This window comes from Enterobacter sp. JMULE2, from assembly GCF_013337145.1.
Lineage (GTDB): Bacteria > Pseudomonadota > Gammaproteobacteria > Enterobacterales > Enterobacteriaceae > Enterobacter > Enterobacter mori.
In genome coordinates, this window is record NZ_SGWD01000017.1 from 425997 (window position 1) to 447989 (window position 21993).

Annotated in this window: 22 protein-coding genes; 11 read left to right on the forward strand and 11 right to left on the reverse strand. The window is 55.4% G+C overall.

The genetic code is table 11. From position 1 onward, the window contains the following. A complete protein-coding gene (gene mscM, locus EXW94_RS24315) occupies positions 1-3324 on the forward strand; it encodes a miniconductance mechanosensitive channel MscM (protein WP_148400396.1) in 3324 nt (1107 codons plus the stop codon). 37 nt (positions 3325-3361) lie between these two features. On the opposite strand, the gene yjeM is transcribed toward mscM, so the two are convergent. Continuing rightward, a complete protein-coding gene (gene yjeM, locus EXW94_RS24320; protein WP_174341218.1) occupies positions 3362-4861 on the reverse strand; it encodes a glutamate/gamma-aminobutyrate family transporter YjeM in 1500 nt (499 codons plus the stop codon). Between the two features lie 195 nt (positions 4862-5056). After that, positions 5057-6034, reverse strand: a complete 978-nt coding sequence (epmA, locus tag EXW94_RS24325; RefSeq protein ID WP_174341219.1) for an elongation factor P--(R)-beta-lysine ligase — start codon at positions 6032-6034, stop codon at positions 5057-5059. A gap of 310 nt (positions 6035-6344) precedes the next feature. Here epmA and frdA point away from each other — a divergent pair, with 310 nt between their 5' ends. From frdA to frdD, 4 genes are read left to right on the forward strand one after another with little or no spacing between them, the layout of a single operon-like run. After that, the gene (gene frdA / locus EXW94_RS24330; protein ID WP_174341220.1) at positions 6345-8135 is read left to right on the forward strand and encodes a fumarate reductase (quinol) flavoprotein subunit; all 1791 of its coding nucleotides are present in this window, start codon (positions 6345-6347) and stop codon (positions 8133-8135) included. Then, positions 8128-8862, forward strand: a complete 735-nt coding sequence (locus tag EXW94_RS24335; RefSeq protein WP_014068601.1) for a succinate dehydrogenase/fumarate reductase iron-sulfur subunit — start codon at positions 8128-8130, stop codon at positions 8860-8862. Before frdA ends, EXW94_RS24335 begins: the two co-directional genes overlap by 8 nt. A gap of 10 nt (positions 8863-8872) precedes the next feature. Next, positions 8873-9268, forward strand: a complete 396-nt coding sequence (gene frdC / locus EXW94_RS24340) for a fumarate reductase subunit FrdC (RefSeq protein WP_174341252.1) — start codon at positions 8873-8875, stop codon at positions 9266-9268. 10 nt (positions 9269-9278) lie between these two features. Next, the gene (frdD, locus tag EXW94_RS24345; protein ID WP_042715376.1) at positions 9279-9638 is read left to right on the forward strand and encodes a fumarate reductase subunit FrdD; all 360 of its coding nucleotides are present in this window, start codon (positions 9279-9281) and stop codon (positions 9636-9638) included. A 29-nt stretch (positions 9639-9667) separates the two neighbouring features. Here the strand turns inward: frdD and ampR are convergent, their stop codons facing one another. After that, positions 9668-10543, reverse strand: a complete 876-nt coding sequence (ampR, locus tag EXW94_RS24350) for a LysR family transcriptional regulator AmpR (protein WP_010427754.1) — start codon at positions 10541-10543, stop codon at positions 9668-9670. A gap of 132 nt (positions 10544-10675) precedes the next feature. On the opposite strand from ampR, the gene blaACT reads away from it, so the two are divergent. Both blaACT and EXW94_RS24360 read left to right on the forward strand, forming a co-directional pair. After that, entirely contained in the window at positions 10676-11821 is a 1146-nt protein-coding gene (gene blaACT / locus EXW94_RS24355) for an ACT family cephalosporin-hydrolyzing class C beta-lactamase (protein ID WP_174341221.1), read from the forward strand. A 121-nt stretch (positions 11822-11942) separates the two neighbouring features. After that, complete coding sequence (locus EXW94_RS24360) at positions 11943-12473, forward strand: lipocalin family protein (RefSeq protein ID WP_174341222.1); 531 nt, start codon at positions 11943-11945, stop codon at positions 12471-12473. Here the strand turns inward: EXW94_RS24360 and sugE are convergent. After that, entirely contained in the window at positions 12470-12787 is a 318-nt protein-coding gene (sugE, locus tag EXW94_RS24365) for a quaternary ammonium compound efflux SMR transporter SugE (protein ID WP_100165646.1), read from the reverse strand. The two genes, EXW94_RS24360 and sugE, sit on opposite strands and share 4 nt — an antisense overlap. Positions 12788-13049: 262 nt before the next feature. On the opposite strand from sugE, the gene EXW94_RS24370 reads away from it, so the two are divergent. After that, entirely contained in the window at positions 13050-13649 is a 600-nt protein-coding gene (locus EXW94_RS24370; RefSeq protein WP_010427762.1) for a LuxR C-terminal-related transcriptional regulator, read from the forward strand. Positions 13650-13689: 40 nt separating this feature from the next. Here EXW94_RS24370 and ecnB read toward each other — a convergent pair whose 3' ends face one another. The 3 genes from ecnB to efp all read right to left on the reverse strand — a co-directional run bounded on the left by ecnB (position 13690) and on the right by efp (position 14701). Beyond that, positions 13690-13836: a lipoprotein toxin entericidin B gene (gene ecnB, locus EXW94_RS24375; protein WP_003855942.1), complete on the reverse strand. Its 147-nt coding sequence runs from the start codon at positions 13834-13836 to the stop codon at positions 13690-13692. A 108-nt stretch (positions 13837-13944) separates the two neighbouring features. After that, entirely contained in the window at positions 13945-14076 is a 132-nt protein-coding gene (locus EXW94_RS24380; protein ID WP_010427765.1) for an entericidin A/B family lipoprotein, read from the reverse strand. 58 nt (positions 14077-14134) lie between these two features. Further along, complete coding sequence (gene efp / locus EXW94_RS24385; protein WP_010427766.1) at positions 14135-14701, reverse strand: elongation factor P; 567 nt, start codon at positions 14699-14701, stop codon at positions 14135-14137. Positions 14702-14741: 40 nt separating this feature from the next. On the opposite strand from efp, the gene epmB reads away from it, so the two are divergent. Beyond that, positions 14742-15770 (forward strand): EF-P beta-lysylation protein EpmB, encoded by a 1029-nt coding sequence (epmB, locus tag EXW94_RS24390; RefSeq protein WP_174341223.1) that lies wholly within the window; start codon positions 14742-14744, stop codon positions 15768-15770. Positions 15771-15836: 66 nt separating this feature from the next. Here epmB and EXW94_RS24395 read toward each other — a convergent pair whose 3' ends face one another. The 3 genes from EXW94_RS24395 to EXW94_RS24405 form a co-directional block, all read right to left on the reverse strand. Then, positions 15837-16190, reverse strand: a complete 354-nt coding sequence (locus EXW94_RS24395) for a DUF4156 domain-containing protein (RefSeq protein ID WP_010427771.1) — start codon at positions 16188-16190, stop codon at positions 15837-15839. 134 nt (positions 16191-16324) lie between these two features. Next, positions 16325-17968 (reverse strand): chaperonin GroEL, encoded by a 1644-nt coding sequence (gene groL / locus EXW94_RS24400; protein WP_010427772.1) that lies wholly within the window; start codon positions 17966-17968, stop codon positions 16325-16327. Positions 17969-18007: 39 nt separating this feature from the next. Next, a complete protein-coding gene (locus tag EXW94_RS24405) occupies positions 18008-18301 on the reverse strand; it encodes a co-chaperone GroES (protein WP_003855929.1) in 294 nt (97 codons plus the stop codon). A gap of 178 nt (positions 18302-18479) precedes the next feature. Here EXW94_RS24405 and yjeH point away from each other — a divergent pair, with 178 nt between their 5' ends. Continuing rightward, on the forward strand, positions 18480-19715 hold the full coding sequence (yjeH, locus tag EXW94_RS24410) for an L-methionine/branched-chain amino acid transporter (protein WP_174341224.1): 1236 nt from the start codon (positions 18480-18482) through the stop codon (positions 19713-19715). Between the two features lie 33 nt (positions 19716-19748). On the opposite strand, the gene EXW94_RS24415 is transcribed toward yjeH, so the two are convergent. Next, a complete protein-coding gene (locus EXW94_RS24415; RefSeq protein ID WP_010427775.1) occupies positions 19749-20213 on the reverse strand; it encodes an FxsA family protein in 465 nt (154 codons plus the stop codon). Between the two features lie 335 nt (positions 20214-20548). Here EXW94_RS24415 and aspA point away from each other — a divergent pair, with 335 nt between their 5' ends. Then, positions 20549-21985 (forward strand): aspartate ammonia-lyase, encoded by a 1437-nt coding sequence (gene aspA, locus EXW94_RS24420; protein ID WP_003855923.1) that lies wholly within the window; start codon positions 20549-20551, stop codon positions 21983-21985. Positions 21986-21993 lie beyond the last annotated feature (8 nt).

Genomic DNA, 21993 nt, shown 5'->3' on the forward strand with positions numbered 1-21993 from the left:
GTGCGCCCGATTATCGTTCTACTGATGGCCTGGTGCCTCAGCATGGGGGCGTACGCAGCGACAGCCCCCGACGCCAAACAGATAACCCAGGAACTGGAGCAGGCAAAAGCGGCGAAACCCGCTCAGCCAGAGACCGTCGAGTCGCTCCAGTCTGCCCTGAACGCGCTTGAGGAGCGAAAAGGCTCCCTTGAGCGCGCTCAGCAATATCAGCAGGTTATCGACAACTTCCCCAAACTCTCTCAAACGCTGCGCTCACAGCTGAATAACCTGCGCGATGAACCGCGCGAGGTTCCTGTGGGCTTAACGTCGGATGCGCTAAACCAGGAGATCCTCCAGGTTAGCAGTCAGCTTCTGGAAAAGAGCCGCCAGGCGCAGCAGGAACAAGAGCGCGCACGTGAAATCGCCGACTCGCTCAGCCAGCTGCCGCAGCAGCAGACCGATGCCCGCCGTCAGTTGAACGAGGTCGAGCGTCGCGTCGGCACGCAAGCCGGTAATACGCCACAGAGCCAGGCGCAAAATCTTGGGCTACAGGCGGAATCCGCCAGGCTCAAAGCGCTGGTTGATGAGCTGGAGCTGGCGCAGCTTTCTGCCAACAACCGCCAGGAACTGTCGCGCATGCGCGCTGAACTGGCGCAGAAGCAGAGCCAACAGCTGGACGCGTATCTGCAGAGCCTGCGCAACCAGTTAAACAGCCAGCGCCAGCGCGAAGCCGAACGCGCGCTGGAAAGTACAGAACTCCTCGCGGAAAACAGCGCAAATCTGCCTGTCGGCATCGTCGATCAGTTCAAGGTTAACCGCGAGCTTTCAGCCGCGCTGAACCAGCAGGCGCAGCGTATGGATTTGGTTGCGTCGCAGCAGCGACAGGCGACCAATCAAACGCTACAGGTACGTCAGGCGCTTAACACCCTGCGTGAGCAGTCCCAATGGCTGGGGTCCTCCAACCTGTTGGGTGAAGCCTTACGCGCCCAGGTTGCCCGCCTGCCGGAAATGCCAAAGCCGCAGCAGCTTGATACCGAGATGGCGCAGTTGCGCGTCCAGCGCCTGCATTTTGAAGACCTCCTCAATAAACAGCCGCAAATCCGCCAGATCCGTCAGGCCGATGGACAACCGCTTACCGGTGAGCAGAACCGCATCCTTGAAGCCCAGCTGCGCACCCAGCGTGAGCTGCTGAACTCTCTGCTGCAGGGCGGCGATACGCTGATCCTTGAGCTAACCAAGCTGAAAGTGTCGAACAGCCAGCTGGAAGATGCGCTGAAAGAGGTCAACGAGGCGACGCACCGTTATCTCTTCTGGACGTCGGACGTGCGGCCAATGACCTTCTCGTGGCCAATAGAGATTGTGCAGGATCTGCGCCGCCTGATTTCGCTGGATACCTTCAGCCAGCTGGGCCAGGCCAGCGTGATGATGATTACCAGTAAGGAGACCATCTTCCCGCTGCTGGGCGCGCTGATTCTGGTGGGCTTCAGCATCTACTCCCGCAGGCACTTTACGCGCTTCCTCGAACGTTCCAGTGCGCGCGTCGGGAAAGTGACGCAGGATCACTTCTGGCTGACGCTGCGTACCGTATTCTGGTCGATTCTTGTTGCTTCACCGCTACCGGTGCTGTGGATGACGCTGGGATACGGCCTGCGCGAGGCCTGGCCCTATCCGCTTGCGGTGGCGATTGGCGATGGCGTCACCGCCACCGTGCCGCTGCTGTGGGTAGTAATGATTTGCGCCACCTTCGCGCGTCCAAACGGTCTGTTTGTCGCCCACTTTGGCTGGCCGCGCAGCCGCGTCGCGCGCGGCATGCGTTACTACCTGATGAGCATCGGCCTGATCGTGCCGCTAATCATGGCGCTGATCATGTTCGATAACCTCAATGACCGGGAGTTCTCCGGTTCGCTGGGCCGTCTCTGCTTTATCCTCATCTGCGGCGCGCTGGCAATGGTGAAACTCAGCCTTAAACGCGCCGGCATTCCGCTGTATCTCGATAAGACGGGCAGCGGCGATAACATGCTCAACCGCATGCTGTGGAACCTGATGCTCTCCGCACCTTTGGTGGCCATTCTGGCCGCAGCCGTGGGGTATCTGGCGACCGCGCAGGCGCTGCTGGCACGTCTTGAAACCTCCGTCGCCATCTGGTTCCTGCTGCTGGTGGTCTACCATGTCATCCGTCGCGGAATGCTGATCCAGCGTCGTCGTCTGGCGTTTGACCGTGCCAAGCATCGCCGCGCCGAAATTCTGGCCCAGCGCGCACGCGGTGAAGAAGAGCCAAACCACGTCAACAGTACAGAAGGGACAACGGATGCCGACGATGTCGAAATCGATCTGGATACCATCAGTACCCAGTCATTGCGGCTGGTGCGCTCCCTTCTGATGCTGGTTGCCCTTCTGTCGGTGATCTTCCTGTGGTCGGAAATTCATTCCGCGTTTGGCTTCCTGGAGAACATCTCTCTGTGGGACGTGACGTCCACGGTACAGGGTGTTGAAAGTCTGGAGCCGATCACCTTAGGCGCGGTGCTGATTGCCATTCTGGTGCTGATCATCACCACGCAACTGGTGCGCAACTTCCCGGCGCTGCTGGAGCTGGCGCTGCTGCAGCATCTGGATTTAACCCCCGGCACGGGCTACGCCATTACCACCATCACCAAGTATCTGATCATGCTGTTTGGTGGGCTGGTAGGTTTCTCGATGATTGGTATTGAGTGGTCAAAACTGCAGTGGCTGGTCGCCGCCCTGACCGTGGGGCTGGGCTTTGGCCTGCAGGAGATTTTTGCCAACTTCGTTTCCGGTCTGATCATTCTGTTTGAGAAGCCGATCCGTATTGGCGATACGGTGACCATCCGCGATTTGACCGGTAGCGTCACGAAGATCAATACGCGCGCCACCACGATCAGCGACTGGGATCGAAAAGAGATCATCGTCCCGAACAAGGCGTTTATCACCGAGCAGTTTATCAACTGGTCGCTGTCAGACTCCGTCACCCGAGTGGTGCTGACCGTACCGGCACCGTCTGACGCCAACAGCGAAGAGGTGACGCAGATCCTCTACACCGCAGCAGAGCGCTGCTCGCTGGTGATCGATAACCCGGCACCGGAGGTATTCCTTGTGGATTTACAGCAGGGTATTCAGATCTTCGAGCTGCGCATCTACGCCGCCGAGATGGGGCACCGTATGCCGTTGCGCCATGAGATCCACCAGCTGATTCTGGCTGGCTTCCGCGAGCACGGAATTGATATGCCGTTCCCACCGTTCCAGATGCGTCTGGAAAGCCTCGGCGGGAATAAAACGTCAAGAACGCTGTCATCAGCGGGACGCAAACGCCCGGCGGGAAGTTTGTAATACTCCGCCCCTCCCTGTGGGGAGGGGCGTTTCACCCCTACGCGACTTCCGCGACGTACGCCACCGAGCGACGACGATAGTTCTCATAAATCCCCATCGCCAGCAGCGAGAAGAAGATCGGACCGCCAACCATCCACAGCGCGCTGTTCCAGTCATTTGCCTCAATGATGGGCTGGATCACGGTGAATATGTTGGCAAACGCCACCACCAAAACGACCACCGTGGTTGCCAGCAGCGTTGTTGCGCGGGTGTTGAAAATCACGAACGGACGTTCCAGCCCCTGCTTCGCCTTAAAGAACGGGAACGCGAGCGTCAGGAACAGATACGGTAGCGTCATTGAAACGTTCGCCATCAGAGTCAGCTTGTTGTAAAACGCTGACGCAGTGTCACCACCAAACGACACCAGCAGAATGAACACGCATACCAGCAGACACTGTATCCACATGGCGTTAGCGGGCATGCCGGTGGTATTCAACTGCGTCATGCGCGCTGGCCACAGCGCTTTTGGCGTGCCCTGAATAATGGCTTTCAGCGGAGAGTAAATCAGCGTGAAGAACGCGCCCGTATAAGCAAGGAACATCGACAGCCCGGTGATGCGCGCAAACCAAACGCCCATCGTAGCCGCCGCGTCCGGCGTCAGGTTCATCGCCTGCCCCAGCGTCATGCCCAGACTTTTCATCAGAACATAGGTGATGTTCCCGAGGTTCGTGGTGTTGTTGCTCAGTACCTGCTGCCAGTTAGTGCTGACGCCCCAGAGGAAAATCGCCAGCGAATAGCCAATCGAGATGACGATGGCGGCAAAAATAATGCCTTTGGCAAAGTTCTTTTCCGGGTTCTCGGTCTTATCGACCAGGCCGCCTACGGCTTCAATACCGCCGTAAGCAAAGATGGCAAAGACCACGAAGGAGAGCATGGCGAGGCCGGACTGATAGCTCGGGTTAGGGGATGAAACAAAATTCACCTCCTGCGCGAAATGGCCGCCGTTCAGACACAGAATGGCGATACTGACCACCAGCAGCACCAGGTTCAACCCCATGACCGAAATACCGCCCACAGCGGTAATCCGGGCTATTTTGTTGATGCCTTTAGACGCCACCAGCGTTACAACAACCATCCAGCAGACCGCCAGAATACCCACCACCTGCGTAGAGCTGAGGCCCGCCAGCGACCAGACCTGGGTTTTATCGGCACCGAACACAAACGTCGAGAACGGAACCCACACTTTCGCGGCCGTACTGACCATCCAGACGACGTAAGAGGAGAACCACATAAACGTGCCGATAAACGCATAGCGCGGGCCAACGCTGTTGTTCATCCACGAATAGATCCCGCCCTCTTCTTTGCGATAGGCCGATCCCATTTCCGCCATCATCAGCGCAAAGGGAATGAAGAAGAATAGCGCAGAGACGATATAAAACGGCGTCGCGCTGTAACCCATCAGGTAGAAGGCCGACGGGCTGTTGGCAAAGCCAAAGACCGAGGTAAATATCATCAGGATGAGCCCGGTGAGGGTCATCTTTTTGAGTGAGTGAGACATATAACCATCCGAAGGAGAATTAAGCTGCGCGGATGGTAGCAGATGACCAGACAGAAATTGCGGCTATGCGAGGCAAACTAAGAAAAAGACCCGTGTATAGAGAAATTGGCAGTTTTTAATGTTGTTGTGCGGAAATGGAAAGGTTAATTGACAGGAATGGTAGGCCGGGTAAGCGCAGCGCCACCCGGCACTTTATCAGGCGCGATCGACCGTAAAGGCAATCACATCGCCAAGCTGCTCTGCGCCCAGCGCCAGCATCACCAGACGGTCAACGCCCAGCGCCACACCAGAACAATCCGGCAGGCCAGCTTTTAACGCCTCCAGCAGGTTGGTATCAATCGGCTGCTGCGGCAGACCGCGCGCTGCACGCTTGCGGTTATCCTGCTCAAAACGCTGCTGCTGTTCGCGCGCGTCAGTCAGCTCGTGGAAACCGTTCGCCAGCTCAATACCTTTATAATAAACCTCAAAACGCTCCGCCACGCGGTGGTCTTCGGTGCTGATCTGCGCCAGCGAAGCCTGGCTTGCCGGGAAGTGATAAACAAACGTCGGACGATCCTTGCCAATCTGCGGTTCCACGCCAAAGGTAAAAAGCAGTTGCAGCAGCGTATCGCGATCTTCCTCGTTATCCGCCACATTGCTCAGATCCAGTTTTGCCGCCACTTCACGCAGTTGGGCTTTATCCGCTGAAAGAGGATCGATTTCCAGACAACGCTGGAACGCCTGCTGATAGGAGAGCGTCTCCGCTTCTGAACAGTCCAGAACCTGTTGCAGCAGATCGTCCACCTCATTCATCAGGCGATACATATCATAATGCGGGCGGTACCACTCCAGCATGGTGAATTCCGGGTTGTGGTGACGACCCATCTCTTCATTACGGAAGCTGCGGCACAGCTGATACACCGGACCACATCCCGCCGCCAGCAGGCGCTTCATGTGGTATTCCGGGCTGGTCATCAGATACAGATTCATACCCTGAGAATGGCCTGGGCCAACAAAACGGGTTTCAAACGGCACCAGATGAATATCCGTTACCGTTGCCTGACTCATGCACGGCGTTTCCACCTCCAGGACGCCGCGGTCAGCAAAGAAGCGGCGGATCTCCGCCATTACTGCTGCGCGTTTTAACAGGTTTGGGATGGATGCGCTCGGCTGCCAGGTGGCCGTTTCGCTCATGAGTCATTCTCCGATTTCAGACAAGGGCACGAAGTCTACTCGTAAGCCGGGGCGGAGACAAATTTTGCGCGGTAAAAGCGCCTTTTTCATAACGAAGAAAAATAACGTAACGGAATTCATCAATAACGATGATAAATCACCGCACTGAACAGCAAAAAAATCGAACACGTCAAATTTCCCTCACATCCATACGGTTATACTGTTTTACCCATAAAGGAGCAGTGGAATCGCTTTCGCAATTTCCCGTTCGGACAGGTGAGCTACCTTTAGTTCAACGCGTTGCGGAAAAACAAAAATCTGGAGGAATGTCGTGCAAACTTTTCAAGCCGATCTTGCCGTAATAGGCGCTGGCGGAGCGGGATTACGCGCTGCAATTGCTGCAGCACAAGCTAATCCCAACGCTAAAATCGCACTGATTTCAAAAGTCTATCCTATGCGTAGCCACACGGTTGCTGCAGAAGGAGGATCCGCCGCTGTTGCGCAGGATCATGACAGCTTCGAATACCATTTCCACGACACGGTTGCAGGGGGCGACTGGCTTTGCGAACAGGATGTCGTTGACTACTTCGTGCACCACTGTCCTACGGAAATGACCCAGCTTGAGCAGTGGGGATGTCCGTGGAGTCGCCGTCCTGATGGCAGCGTCAACGTTCGCCGCTTCGGCGGAATGAAGATTGAACGCACCTGGTTCGCCGCCGATAAGACCGGCTTCCATATGCTGCACACCCTGTTCCAGACCTCCCTTCAGTTCCCGCAAATTCAACGCTTTGATGAACATTTCGTTCTCGACATTCTGGTCGATGACGGCGAGGCGCGCGGCCTGGTGGCGATGAACATGATGGAAGGCACGCTTGTCCAGATCCGCGCGAAAGCCGTGGTAATGGCAACAGGCGGTGCGGGTCGCGTTTATCGCTACAATACCAACGGCGGCATCGTCACCGGCGACGGGATGGGCATGGCGCTCAGCCACGGCGTGCCGCTGCGCGATATGGAGTTCGTGCAGTATCACCCAACCGGTCTGCCGGGCTCCGGCATTCTGATGACGGAAGGCTGCCGCGGTGAAGGCGGTATTCTGGTCAACAAAAACGGCTACCGCTATCTGCAGGATTACGGCATGGGCCCGGAAACCCCGCTCGGCGAGCCGAAGAACAAATACATGGAACTCGGCCCGCGCGACAAAGTGTCTCAGGCCTTCTGGCACGAGTGGCGCAAAGGCAACACCATCTCCACGCCGCGCGGCGATGTGGTCTATCTCGACCTGCGCCACCTCGGCGAGAAGAAACTGCTGGAGCGTCTGCCGTTCATCTGCGAGCTGGCAAAAGCCTACGTGGGCGTTGACCCGGTGAAAGAACCGATTCCGGTGCGTCCAACCGCGCACTACACCATGGGCGGTATCGAAACCGATCAGCAGTGCGAAACCCGCATCAAAGGACTCTTCGCCGTGGGCGAGTGTTCCTCCGTGGGCCTGCACGGTGCGAACCGTCTGGGATCGAACTCGCTGGCAGAGCTGGTCGTCTTTGGCCGCATAGCAGGCGAACGCGCAATGGAGCGGGCGGCTACTGCAGGTGAAGCCAACGGTGCCGCGCTGGATGCGCAGGTCGCAGACGTTGAAAAACGCCTAAAAGATCTGGTGAACCAGGAGGGCAATGAGAACTGGTCGAAGATCCGCGACGAGATGGGCCTGTCGATGGAAGAAGGCTGCGGTATCTACCGTACCCCTGAGCTGATGCAAAAAACCGTCGACAAGTTGGCGGAGCTGCAGGAGCGCTTCAAGCGCGTGCGCATCACCGACACCTCCAACGTATTCAACACCGACCTGCTCTACACCATCGAGCTGGGCCACGGTCTGAACGTCGCGGAATGTATGGCGCACTCCGCGCTGGCGCGTAAAGAATCGCGCGGCGCGCACCAGCGCCTTGATGAAGGCTGTACTGAACGTGATGACGTCAACTTCCTGAAACATACCCTCGCCTGGCGCGATGCGGATGGCACTACCCGTCTGGACTACAGCGACGTGAAAATCACCACGCTGCCGCCGGCGAAGCGCGTTTACGGTGCAGAAGCAGAAAACGCCGAGAAGAAGGAGAAGGCGAATGGCTGAGATGCAAAAACTGAAAGTTGAAGTGGTGCGCTACAACCCGGAAGTGGACGCCGCACCGCACAGCGCTTTCTATGAAGTCCCTTATGACGAGCAAACCTCCCTGCTGGATGCGCTCGGCTATATCAAAGACAACCTGGCACCAGACCTGAGCTATCGCTGGTCCTGCCGCATGGCGATCTGCGGCTCCTGCGGCATGATGGTTAACAAGGTGCCGAAGCTGGCCTGTAAAACCTTCCTGCGCGAGTACACCAAAGGCATCAAGGTTGAAGCGCTGGGCAACTTCCCGATTGAGCGCGATCTGGTGGTCGATATGACCCACTTTATCGAAAGCCTGGAAGCCATTAAGCCGTATATCATTGGCAACCCGCGCACGCCCGATCAGGGGCCAAACACCCAGACCCCAGCCCAGATGGCGAAGTACCATCAGTTCTCCGGCTGCATCAACTGCGGTCTGTGCTACGCCGCCTGTCCACAGTTTGGCCTGAACAAGGAGTTCATTGGCCCGGCCGCCATTACCCTGGCGCACCGCTATAACGAGGACAGCCGTGACCACGGTAAAAAAGAACGTATGGCGCAGCTAAACAGCCAGAACGGCGTCTGGAGCTGTACCTTTGTGGGCTACTGCTCCGAAGTCTGTCCGAAGCACGTCGACCCGGCCGCCGCTATTCAGCAGGGTAAAGTGGAAAGCTCGAAAGACTTTCTTATCGCTACCCTGAAACCACGCTAAGGAGTGCATGATGACGACTAAACGCAAAGCCTATGTGCGGCCAATGCCGTCCACCTGGTGGAAAAACCTGCCGTTTTATCGCTTCTATATGCTGCGTGAAGGCACGGCGGTACCTGCGGTCTGGTTCAGCCTTGAGCTGATGTACGGGGTTTTCGCCCTCAAACACGGTCCGGAAACCTGGTCCAGCTTTGTCGGTTTCCTGCAAAACCCGATCATCGTTGTGCTGAACCTGATCGTGCTCGCGGCCGCGCTGCTTCATACCAAAACCTGGTTTGAACTGGCGCCAAAAGCGGCGAACATTATCGTTAAAGGCGAAAAAATGGGGCCAGAGCCGGTGATTAAAGGGCTCTGGGCAGTGACGATTCTGGTCACTGTGGTCATTCTGTTTGTCGCACTGTTCTGGTAAGGAGACACCTGTGATCAATCCAAATCCAAAACGCTCTGACGAGCCGGTCTTCTGGGGCCTGTTCGGTGCAGGCGGCATGTGGAGCGCCATCATCGCGCCGGTCATTATCCTGCTGGTCGGCATTATGCTGCCGCTGGGGCTGTTCCCGGGCGATGCGCTGAGCTACGAGCGCGTACTGGCCTTTGCGAGCAGCTTTATCGGTCGCGTGTTCCTCTTCCTGATGATCGTTCTACCGCTGTGGTGTGGCCTGCACCGCATTCACCATGCGATGCATGACTTGAAAATCCATGTACCGAGCGGTAAATGGGTGTTCTACGGTCTGGCAACCATCCTGACCGTGGTGACGCTGATTGCGGTAGTCACCATCTGACGCGTCAGGCCCGCCATCCGGCGGGCCTGTTATTTCTGCATTTTTCCCACCAGCCACTGCGCAAACTCACGCATTGCGGGGGTTTCTGCCCGCGACTGGAGTCGCGTCAGCCAGTAACTGCCCAGGTCAATCTGCGTCGCAAACGGCTGCACGATGCGCTCGCTGTTCAGCAAATGGCTAAACATATCAACAGGTGCGATGGCAATTCCCACGCCCGCCTGAGCCGCCTCAAGCATGGTCACAGACGAATCAAACACCATCACCCGGTGCGTCGGTGAAGGAGGATGCTCACCCGCCGCCTGCATCCAGGCAGCCCATTCGTCGCGTCGGTAAGAGCGCAACAGGGTAAATTTAAGGATATCTGCCGGGTTTTTTAGCACAGAGGCGATATCCGGCGTGCAAAGCGGAGCCAGCGGCGCAGGGCAAAGAAACTGCGCCTCGGTACCATGCCACGCGCCTCCACCATAGCGGATGGTGTAATCCAGTCCTTCGGCGGCAGGATCGACACGGTTGTTATGCGTGGAAAGCTGCAGATCAATGTGCGGATAGCAGCGACGAAAATCCTCCAGCTGCGGAAAGAGCAACCCCGTCGCAAAGGTACCCACCACGCCGATCTTCAGCTTCTCCATGGCAAGATGGTGAGTAAAGCGATCGAGCAGACCGGCGATACGATCGAACGAATCGTTCAGCACCGGCAGTAAATTCTCGCCTTCCGTGGTCAACGTCAGCCCACGGGAAACGCGAACGAACAGCTGGCAGTGCAGGTGCTGCTCCAGCGCCTTCACGTGTTGGCTAATGGCAGAATGGGTCACATTGAGCTCAATGGCGGCATGCGTAAAACTAAGATGCCTGGCGGCCGCTTCGAAAGCACGAAGCGAGTTAAGAGGAAGATAGCTTCGCGTCATCTGTCGTTCCGTTAGAAAAATTAACAGCTAATGCTAAATTTAACCGTTTGTCAGCCACAGTCAAATCCCACAGACTACGCTCGTCTGATGGGCCCGGACACTCCCCTGAACCGTGATTATGGAAGATAACTGATGATCAAAAAATCCCTTTGCTGCGCCCTGCTGCTCGGCGTGTCATGCTCCAGCATTGCTGCGTCGATGACAGAAAAACAGCTGGCTGACGTGGTGGAAAAAAGCATTACCCCCCTGATGAAAGCGCAGTCCATTCCGGGCATGGCGATTGCCGTGATCTACCAGGGCCAGCCGCACTATTTTACTTTTGGTAAAGCCGATGTTGCAGCGAACAAACCTGTTACCCCACAAACCCTGTTCGAACTGGGTTCTATCAGTAAAACTTTCACCGGCGTATTGGGCGGCAATGCCATTGCCCGCGGTGAAATATCGCTGGGCGATCCGGTGACCAAATACTGGCCTGAACTGACGGGCAAGCAGTGGCAGGGGATTCGTATGCTGGATCTGGCGACCTATACCGCGGGAGGGTTACCGCTCCAGGTGCCGGATGAGGTGACAGACAGCGCCTCTCTGCTGCGCTTTTACCAGACATGGCAGCCGCGGTGGAAACCTGGCACCACGCGATTGTATGCGAACGCCAGCATCGGTCTGTTTGGCGCACTGGCGGTTAAACCTTCCGGCATGGGCTTTGAACAGGCCATGACGACGCGGGTCTTTAAACCGCTCGGGCTCGACCATACGTGGATCAACGTTCCGAAAGCAGAAGAGGCACATTACGCCTGGGGATACCGTGACGGTAAAGCGGTCCACGTGTCATCGGGGATGCTGGACGCCGAATCCTACGGCGTGAAAACCAACGTGCAGGATATGGCGAGCTGGGTGGTGGCCAATATGGCTCCGGATAACGTTCAGGATGCATCGCTTAAGCAAGGCATTACGCTGGCACAGTCGCGCTACTGGCGCGTGGGGGCCATGTATCAGGGATTAGGCTGGGAAATGCTTAACTGGCCGGTCGATGCCAAAACGGTGGTTGAAGGTAGCGACAACAAGGTCGCGCTGGCACCCCTGCCTGCGAGAGAAGTGAATCCTCCGGCGCCGCCGGTAAAAGCCTCATGGGTACACAAAACCGGCTCCACCGGCGGATTCGGCAGCTATGTGGCCTTTATCCCGGAGAAGCAGCTTGGCATCGTGATGCTGGCGAACAAGAGCTATCCGAACCCGGCACGCGTTGAGGCGGCATACCGTATCCTCGACGCGCTGCAGTAAAACATTGCCGGGTGGCGGCTTCGCCTTACCCGGCCTACAAAATCCACGGTATGACGCCGCACAAAAGCCACATTTTCCTTGCTGTCATCTACACTTAACAGAAAACAGTAAGGAAACACCTATGCGCATTCTGCCTGTTATCGCCGCAGTGACAGCCGCGTTTTTAGTGGTTGCCTGCAGTTCCCCTACCCCGCCACCCGGCGTCACCGTCGTCACGCCTTTCGATTCACAACGCTTCCTTGGAACCTGGTATGAAATCGCCCGAATGGATCATCGGTTCGAGCGCGGTTTAGAAAAAGTCACAGCCCATTACAGTTCAATGGATGACGGCGGTATTCAGGTCGTTAACCGTGGTTACAACCCGGACCGGGCGATGTGGCAACAGTCGGTTGGCAAGGCGTACTTCACCGGCGACGCGAGTCGTGCTGCGTTGAAAGTCTCTTTCATCGGCCCGTACTACGGTGGATATAACGTGATTGCACTCGACAGAGAATATCGTCACGCGTTAGTGTGCGGGCCGGATCGCGACTACCTGTGGATACTCTCCCGCACACCGACCATTTCACCTGAAATGAAACAGCAGATGCTGGACGTGGCGACCCGGCAAGGGTTTGATGTAGCGAAATTAGTTTGGGTTGAACAGCCGCATTAATGCGTGCTGAGCTTCAGGCCAACGATCCCGGCAACAATCAGGGCGAGGCTGGCAATACGCGCCAGACTCGCTGACTCTCCCAGCAACAGAATGCCGGTGATGGCCGCCCCTACCGCTCCAATTCCAGTCCAGACCGCATAAGCCGTCCCAACAGGCAGGGTACGCATTGCCCATGACAGCATGACAATACTGACAATCATTGCGGTAACGGTAATGACGCTGGGCGTCAGGCGGGTAAAACCGTGGGTATATTTCAGACCAATTGCCCAAACCACTTCGAGCAAACCGGCAATGAAAAGAATAATCCAGGACATTTCAGGCTCCTTAACTTAAGTACAAGTTGGGGCCGTCCCCGGTGAAAAAAGCGCTTACGGGTCGTCCCGAAAGGCAGAGATTACGCTCAATATTGTGGATAGAGTGCGCTTTTTTTTCAATCCCTTTGTGCTGAATATGTTAAGGCAAGAAATAGCCGCAGTATGGCGCGCAGTTCAGGCATTTATCACTCATCCGACTTCTCTATGATGATGTGCTTTCTGATGGCAGGAAGCCAAACCACTAGCCGACTGCGAATCCACTATGTTCAAAATTCTTTTGATTGACCGTTGCCACTTCACCCGTACGGGTTTTGAAGCATGGCTCAATCATTCTGGTCTTTTTCCGGGTCACTTCGTCGTGACCGGGTTGAATAACCTCTTCCTCGCCAGAGAGCATATCCTGCAGTGGAAACCGACGCTGGTTATCGCTGACTTACACGGTTTTCGACACGATTTTCATCATTTTCAGCAACTCTCTTCCCTGATGATTGCCAGCGAAACGCAGCCCTTTATTTTACTCCAGTCGGGCGAAGAACAAGACATGACAAACTACCTGACACAATTCCCGGTATGGGCTTCGCTGTTGAAAAATGCCGATTTAGAAGAAGTGGCGATGGTGATTAATGACGCGCTGACGTCATGCGCAAGCGTTGAAATGCCGCAGATTGCCGCCCCGCTGCTGACTCGTCAGGAGGAGAAAGTGCTAACGCTGTGGATGGACGGCGCGAGCAACCAGAAGATTGCCAGCCATTTAAGTATTAACGGAAAAACGGTTTATACCTACAAGCGTAATATCAGGATGAAGCTGCATATGGACACGCGCTATTCCCCGTTTTTATCCCTGCAGGAAGCAGAGAATTGACGGTACGGTAAGAGTGGTGCGCCGTACCGTCAGTGCGTCATTAGTTCTGAGCTTTAGTGGCTGCACCAGAAATAGCATTGCCACCATCGGAGATATCTTCCCCTACACCGCGGGTGGTATTACATGCAGTCAGTACAGAAGAGAGCACCAGAACAGAAAAGATCGCTGCAATTGTTTTCTTAACCATAATATCTTCCTTTTATAGCCAAAGTTGTTTTGTGTATAGCAACTTAAGGATAGACAAGATCCCGTCATTTGACGGCACAGGAAGCATTTTTAAGAAAATTAGACGAAATTAGCTGGCTGCATTAGAAATGACGTGGCCAAGATCTTTGATGTCTTCACCCACGCCGCGCGCGGTGTTGCATCCAGAAAGGATTGCGCTGGTCAGCGCTAACAGAAGCAGAATTTTAACGGTACGTTTCATCATCCCTGCCTGCAAAAATCAGGCGCAGCGGGCGCTGCGCCTTCAATCATGACGTAAATTACTTCACGCGGGACACGTATTCGCCGGAGCGGGTATCCACTTTGATCACTTCGCCAGTCTGGACGAACAGTGGCACTTTAACCACTGCGCCGGTAGACAGTTTAGCTGGCTTACCGCCGGTACCTGCGGTGTCACCTTTCAGACCTGGATCGGTTTCAACGATTTCCAGTTCAACGAAGTTTGGTGGGGTCACAGCGATAGGCTGGCCGTTCCACAGGGTCACGATGCACTCAGCCTGATCCAGCAGCCATTTCGCGCTGTCGCCTACTGCTTTCTCATCAGCAGACAGCTGTTCGAAAGTAGAGTTGTTCATGAAATGATAGAACTCACCGTCGTTGTACAGATAGGTCAGGTTCATATCAACAACATCAGCGCCTTCAGCGGAGTCAGTAGACTTGAAGGTTTTCTCAACACGGGTGCCGGTCAGCAGGCGGCGCAGCTTAACGCGTGCGAATGCCTGGCCTTTACCTGGTTTAACGAATTCGCTGGCTTCAACCGCGTACGGTTCGCCGTCCATCATGATTTTAAGACCAGCACGAAAATCGTTGCTATAGTACGTTGCCATAAGGCCCTCTAAATTTGTTAACTGGTAGCTAAGCCACAAAATGGCGCATATTGTAACCCTAAACACCCCGTCCAGAGAAGATTGGTTATCGCAACTTGCCGATGTAATCACCAGTCCTGATGAATTGCTGCGTCTTTTAGACCTCGATCAACACGAAGAGTTGCTTGCAGGCCGCGAGGCAAAGCGCCTTTTTGCCCTGCGCGTTCCCCGTGCGTTTGTGGCACGGATGGAGAAAGGCAACCCCGACGATCCGCTATTAAAACAAACACTTACTTCGCAGGATGAGTTTGTCACCGCGCCGGGTTACAGCACCGATCCGCTGGAAGAGCAGAACAGCGTGGTGCCGGGTTTACTGCACAAGTACCTCAACCGCGCCCTGCTGCTGGTAAAAGGCGGCTGTGCGGTAAATTGTCGTTATTGCTTCCGTCGGCACTTCCCGTATGCCGACAATCAAGGCAATAAACGCAACTGGCAGGTTGCGCTGGACTATATCGCCGCCCATCCCGAGCTTGATGAAATTATTTTTTCCGGCGGCGACCCGCTGATGGCGAAAGATCACGAGCTGGACTGGCTGCTGACGCAGCTGGAAGCCATTCCGCGCATCAAGCGTCTGCGCATTCATAGCCGTTTGCCGATTGTTATTCCGGCGCGGATCACCGATGGGCTGGTCTCACGCGTTGAGCAGTCCCGTTTACAGGTGCTGCTGGTAAACCATATCAACCACGCGAACGAAATTGACGATGAATTTCGGGCGGGGATGGCGCGTCTGCGTAAAGCGGGCGTGACGCTGCTGAACCAGAGCGTGCTGCTGCGCGGCGTAAACGATAGCGCCCACGTGCTGGCAGATTTGAGCAATGCGTTGTTTGATGCGGGCGTGATGCCCTATTACCTGCATGTGCTGGATCGCGTTCAGGGCGCGGCACATTTCATGGTGACGGATGAAGAAGCCCGGCAGATTATGCGCGAACTGTTAACGCTGGTTTCAGGCTATATGGTGCCGAAGCTGGCGCGTGAGATTGGCGGTGAGCCGAGCAAGACGCCGCTGGATTTGCAGCTGCGGCAGAAGTAAAAAGGCAGGTGGCGCTACGCTTACCTGCCCTACGGGCTCCGGGCGCAGCGCCATCAGCAAGTTAACTCAGTTCGGGCACTTGTAGACCTGGCCATTCATCTGGCTGGCGGTCGGCACGAAGCTGGACAGCATCCCCTGCGTTGGGCTGCTCACGCCGTAAATCACGTTTCCGCCCATTGCCGCAGCCTGGTTACGCAGGGCATTCGCCGCACCGCGCATAGAGCCACCTTCTTCGCCATGCTGACCTGACATCCAGTTACTTTGCTCACCGGTTGCCGTGCCTAACAGCTGGCATTCACTACCCGGCTTATCTTCCACAAAGCGAACGCCCTGGCCCGCTGCCGACAGCTCATTGCTGGAGCTACACCCCGCCAGCAGCAATGCTGCCCCTACAATCCCTGCACAGACTTTTACGCGCATGTTATTCCTCGTTTTCAATAAGCTGGACAGTAGTTGTCCGTGTGTAAACCTTATACCTAAAAGATGACCAAAAGAAAAACCCCCGAGCATTTCTGCCCGGGGGTTTTTCACATTCTAAGAGGTAAAGCGCACGATTACATCATGCCGCCCATACCGCCCATGCCGCCCATGCCAGCAGCACCTAAGTCAGGCGCGTCGCCTTTTGGCAGGTCGGTCACCATGCACTCGGTGGTGATCATCAGGCCAGCAACAGAAGCCGCGTACTGCAGAGCAGAACGGGTTACTTTTGTTGGGTCCAGGATACCGAAGTCGATCATGTTGCCGTATTCTTCCGTTGCCGCGTTGTAACCGTAGTTACCTTCGCCCGCTTTCACGTTGTTGGTTACAACAGATGGCTCTTCACCGGCATTGGACACGATCTGACGCAGTGGCGCTTCCATCGCGCGCAGCGCAACTTTGATACCCACGTTCTGATCTTCGTTTTGCGCGGTCAGGCCAGCCAGTTTAGCGGCAACACGCACCAGCGCAACACCACCACCAGCAACCACGCCTTCTTCTACCGCAGCACGGGTCGCGTGCAGGGCGTCGTCAACGCGTGCTTTTTTCTCTTTCATTTCAACTTCGGTCGCCGCACCGACTTTGATTACCGCAACGCCGCCAGCCAGTTTCGCTACGCGCTCCTGCAGTTTTTCACGGTCGTAGTCAGAAGTCGCTTCTTCGATCTGCTTACGGATCTGACCAACGCGGCCCTGAATAGCGGCTTCTTCACCCACGCCATCGATGATGGTGGTGGTGTCTTTGTTGATCACAACGCGTTTCGCCTGGCCGAGGTCTTCCAGGGTCGCTTTTTCCAGCTCCATACCGATCTCTTCAGAGATTACGGTACCGCCAGTCAGGGTAGCGATATCCTGCAGCATTGCTTTACGGCGATCGCCGAAGCCAGGTGCTTTAACCGCAGCCACTTTCACGATGCCGCGCATGGTGTTAACCACCAGGGTCGCCAGCGCTTCGCCTTCAACGTCTTCAGCGATGATAACCAGCGGCTTGCCTGCTTTCGCAACGGCTTCCAGCACTGGCAGCATTTCGCGGATGTTGGAGATTTTCTTGTCAGCCAGCAGGATGAACGGGCTTTCCAGCTCAACAGCGCCAGTCTCTGGCTTGTTGATGAAGTATGGGGACAGGTAACCGCGGTCGAACTGCATACCTTCAACCACGTCCAGTTCGTCTTCCAGACCGGTACCGTCTTCAACGGTGATCACGCCTTCTTTACCGACTTTATCCATCGCTTCTGCGATCAGTTTACCTACGGTTTCGTCGGAGTTAGCGGAGATGGTACCAACCTGAGCAATAGCTTTAGAGTCAGAGCACGGTACGGACAGCGCTTTCAGTTCTTCAACAGCGGATGCGACAGCTTTGTCGATACCACGTTTCAGATCCATTGGGTTCATGCCCGCAGCAACGGCTTTCAGACCTTCAGTGATGATAGCCTGCGCCAGTACGGTCGCGGTGGTGGTACCGTCACCTGCAGCGTCGTTCGCTTTAGAGGCCACTTCTTTCACCATCTGCGCGCCCATGTTTTCGAACTTGTCTTCCAGCTCGATTTCACGTGCAACAGAAACACCATCTTTGGTGATGGTTGGCGCGCCGAAGGATTTGTCCAGCACTACGTTACGACCTTTCGGACCCAAGGTCACTTTCACTGCGTCTGCCAGTACGTTTACGCCGCGGAGCATTTTTACACGAGCGTCGTTACCGAATTTTACGTCTTTAGCTGCCATGTTCTTATTTCCTCAAATTCGTACAGTTTCGTGCGTAAATTACGCTTCAACAATTGCCAGAATGTCGCTCTCGGACATGATCAACACTTCTTCATTGTCGATCTTCTCGGATTTCACGCCGTAGCCATCGTTGAAAATGACGATGTCACCAACTTTAACGTCCAGCGGCTGCACAGTTCCGTTTTCCAGGATGCGGCCCTTACCGACAGCGATGATTTCGCCACGCGTTGATTTGGCTGCCGCAGAACCGGTCAGAACGATGCCGCCAGCAGACTTGGTTTCAACTTCTTTACGTTTGACGATCACACGATCATGTAACGGACGAATACTCATTGATAGCTCTCCTTTGAGAAAGTCATTATCAGTTATGGATGACGCCGGGCCGCACGCGGTTTTCCGGCTAGTGCCCTGAGAGATGGGGATAGCTTTTTCCCCCTTCAAGGGGGAATCGAAAAAAAATTTGCGAAAGTGTTACCATCGCCTCTCTTTTGATGGTGGCAGGACGATGGAAATGAGTGGACTCAAGCAGGAGTTGGGGCTGGCACAGGGCGTTGGCTTACTCTCCACCTCCTTGTTAGGCACGGGCGTGTTTGCCGTACCCGCCCTGGCCGTGCTGGTCGCGGGGAATAACAGCCTGTGGGCGTGGCCTGTGTTGATTGTGCTGGTTTTCCCGGTGGCAATTGTCTTCGCCATCCTCGGGCGGCATTTTCCCAGCGCGGGCGGCGTGGCGCATTTTGTCGGCATAGCCTTTGGTCCGCGCCTTGAGCGCGTCACCGGCTGGCTGTTTCTCTCCGTCATTCCGGTTGGTCTTCCTGCGGCGTTGCATATTGCGACCGGCTTTAGTCAGGCGCTGTTTGGCTGGCATAACGCGCAGTTGTTGCTGGCCGAACTGGGCACGTTGGCTATCGTCTGGTGGGTGGGCTCGCGCGGCGCCAGCTCCAGCGCCAATCTGCAGACGCTGGTTGCGGTGCTGATTGTTGCGCTCGTTGCCGCTATCTGGTGGGCGGGCGATATCACAATAAAAGAAATTCCCTTTCCCGCGGTAACAGACGTCGACCATTCACAGCTTTTCGCCGCCCTCTCCGTCATGTTCTGGTGTTTTGTGGGCCTGGAAGCCTTTGCCCATCTGGCGTCGGAATTTAAGCAGCCTGAACGTGATTTTCCCCGCGCGCTGATGATTGGCCTGCTGCTGGCGGGTACGGTCTATTGGGCGTGTACCGTGCTGGTATTACACTTCAACGCGTTCGGTGCGGATCTCGCTGCCGCTGCATCGCTGCCGGGCATTGTGGTTGAACTGTTCGGTGTGAAAGCGCTGTGGATCGCCTGCGTCATCGGCTATCTGGCCTGTTTTGCCAGCCTGAATATTTATATCCAGAGCTTTGCCCGGCTGGTGTGGTCGCAAGCGCTCGACAAACCTGAGAATCGCCTCGCGCGCCTGTCTAAACGCCAGCTTCCGCTGAATGCCCTGAATGCCGTGCTGGGCTGCTGCGTCCTGAGTTCGCTGTGTATTTACGCGCTGGATATTAATCTGGACGCGCTGATCGTTTACGCCAACGGCATTTTCATCATGATCTACCTGCTGTGCATGCTCGCGGGTTGCCGTCTGCTGAAAGGTCGCTACAAAGCGCTGGCGGTCGTCGGGGGTGTGCTTTGCCTGCTGCTGGCGATGGTGGGATGGAAGAGCGTGTACGCCATTGTCATGCTGGCAGGGCTGTGGCTGTTTTTACCTAAACAGCAGAATCCGTAGGCCCGGTAAGCGAAGCGCCACCGGGCAAAAACCTCACCGATCGTCTTTATGATCTAACCGGTCGCGCTGGTCGTCCTTACGCTGGTACTCCCCTTCAAACGTATCGCCCGGCCCGGTGCTGAACCCGCCACCCGGCATGCGGCTGAAACGCAGATGCGGCAGCAGCTTCATGGTCAGGTGCTTCTGCACCGGCGGTAACAGCAGCAACAGGCCGAGGAAATCGGTAAAGAACCCAGGCAGGATCAGCAGCAGGCCCGCAATAATCAGCGACACGCTTTTGATCATCTCGGCTGCCGGACTTTCGCCCGCGGCCATCTTCTGCTGCATTAACAGGAAATTTTTGAAACCCTGATTACGCACCAGCGACATGCCGATGACGGAGGTGAAGATCACCAGAATCAACGTCAGCAGCACGCCCAGCACGTGGGCAACCTGAATGAAAATCGAAATCTCAATGTAAACATAGAGAAAGAAAGCAATAAACGGTATCCAGCGCACTGGCATCTCCTGTAGGGCAGGCGCCATCTGGCCCCTGTCTGAATGTGTTCGCAAAGCGCGTTTTTTAGAGATGGCGACGGTTAGCCAAAATTCAATCGGTTTGCACGGATATTTTTTTTGGAAATATTAAAGCGGTGACACATTTCACAGATTAATAATTATCATGGAATCGGGTCGATAATAAGTGATCCAGCTTACGGCAATTCGCTATCATCAGCATATGATCTCGAACATCAGGCCGATTGAGGGAATAATCGTCGGTCAGAAAATATTCAAAACCACATATATACTGTGTGTTTAGTACAATCCATCGGCAGCTTGAAAAGAAGGTTCACATGTTAAACAACATTCGTATCGAAGAAGACTTGTTGGGTACCAGGGAAGTTCCAGCGGATGCCTACTACGGTGTTCACACTCTGAGAGCGATTGAAAACTTCTACATCAGCAACAGCAAAATCAGCGACATCCCTGAGTTTGTCCGTGGCATGGTGATGGTGAAGAAAGCCGCAGCACTGGCAAACAAAGAGCTGCAAACCATTCCTAAGAGCGCTGCAAATGCGATTATCGCTGCGTGCGATGAAGTGCTGAACAACGGCAAATGCATGGATCAGTTCCCGGTTGACGTCTACCAGGGCGGCGCGGGCACCTCCGTCAACATGAATACTAACGAAGTGCTGGCAAACATTGGCCTGGAGCTGATGGGCCACCAGAAAGGTGAATACCAGTACCTCAACCCGAACGACCACGTTAACAAATGCCAGTCCACCAACGATGCTTACCCAACTGGCTTCCGCATCGCGGTCTATGCCTCTGTAGTGAAACTGGTGGACGCGATCAACCAGCTGGGCGATGGCTTCCAGCGTAAAGCGGTTGAGTTCCAGGATATCCTGAAGATGGGTCGTACCCAGTTGCAGGACGCAGTTCCCATGACCCTCGGTCAGGAATTCCACGCGTTTAACGTGCTGCTGAATGAAGAGACCAAAAACCTGCTGCGCACCTCTGAGCTGCTGCTGGAAGTGAACCTGGGCGCAACCGCCATCGGTACACGCCTGAACACGCCAGACGGCTATCAGCAGCTGGCGGTACAGAAGCTGGCGGAAGTGTCTAATCTGCCGGTAGTGCCAGCAGAAGATCTGATTGAAGCGACGTCCGACTGCGGCGCATACGTCATGGTTCACAGCGCCCTGAAACGTCTGGCGGTGAAACTGTCCAAAATCTGTAACGACCTGCGCCTGCTCTCCTCGGGCCCGCGCGCGGGTCTGAACGAGATTAACCTGCCAGAACTGCAGGCGGGTTCGTCCATCATGCCAGCCAAAGTTAACCCGGTTGTGCCAGAAGTGGTGAACCAGGTTTGCTTTAAAGTCATCGGTAACGACACCACCGTGACCATGGCCTCTGAAGCCGGTCAGCTGCAGCTGAACGTGATGGAGCCAGTGATTGGCCAGGCGATGTTTGAATCTATTCACATCCTGACCAACGCCTGCTACAACCTGCTGGAAAAATGCATTAACGGCATCACCGCGAATAAAGAAGTGTGTGAAGGTTACGTCTATAACTCCATCGGGATCGTCACCTACCTCAACCCGTTCATCGGCCACCACAACGGCGATATCGTCGGTAAGATTTGTGCCGAGACCGGTAAGAGCGTGCGTGAAGTCGTGCTTGAGCGCGGACTGTTGACCGAAGCGGAGCTGGACGATATCTTCTCGGCCCAGAACCTGATGCACCCGGCGTATAAAGCGAAACGATATACCGATGAAAGCGAACAGTAACAGTTCAG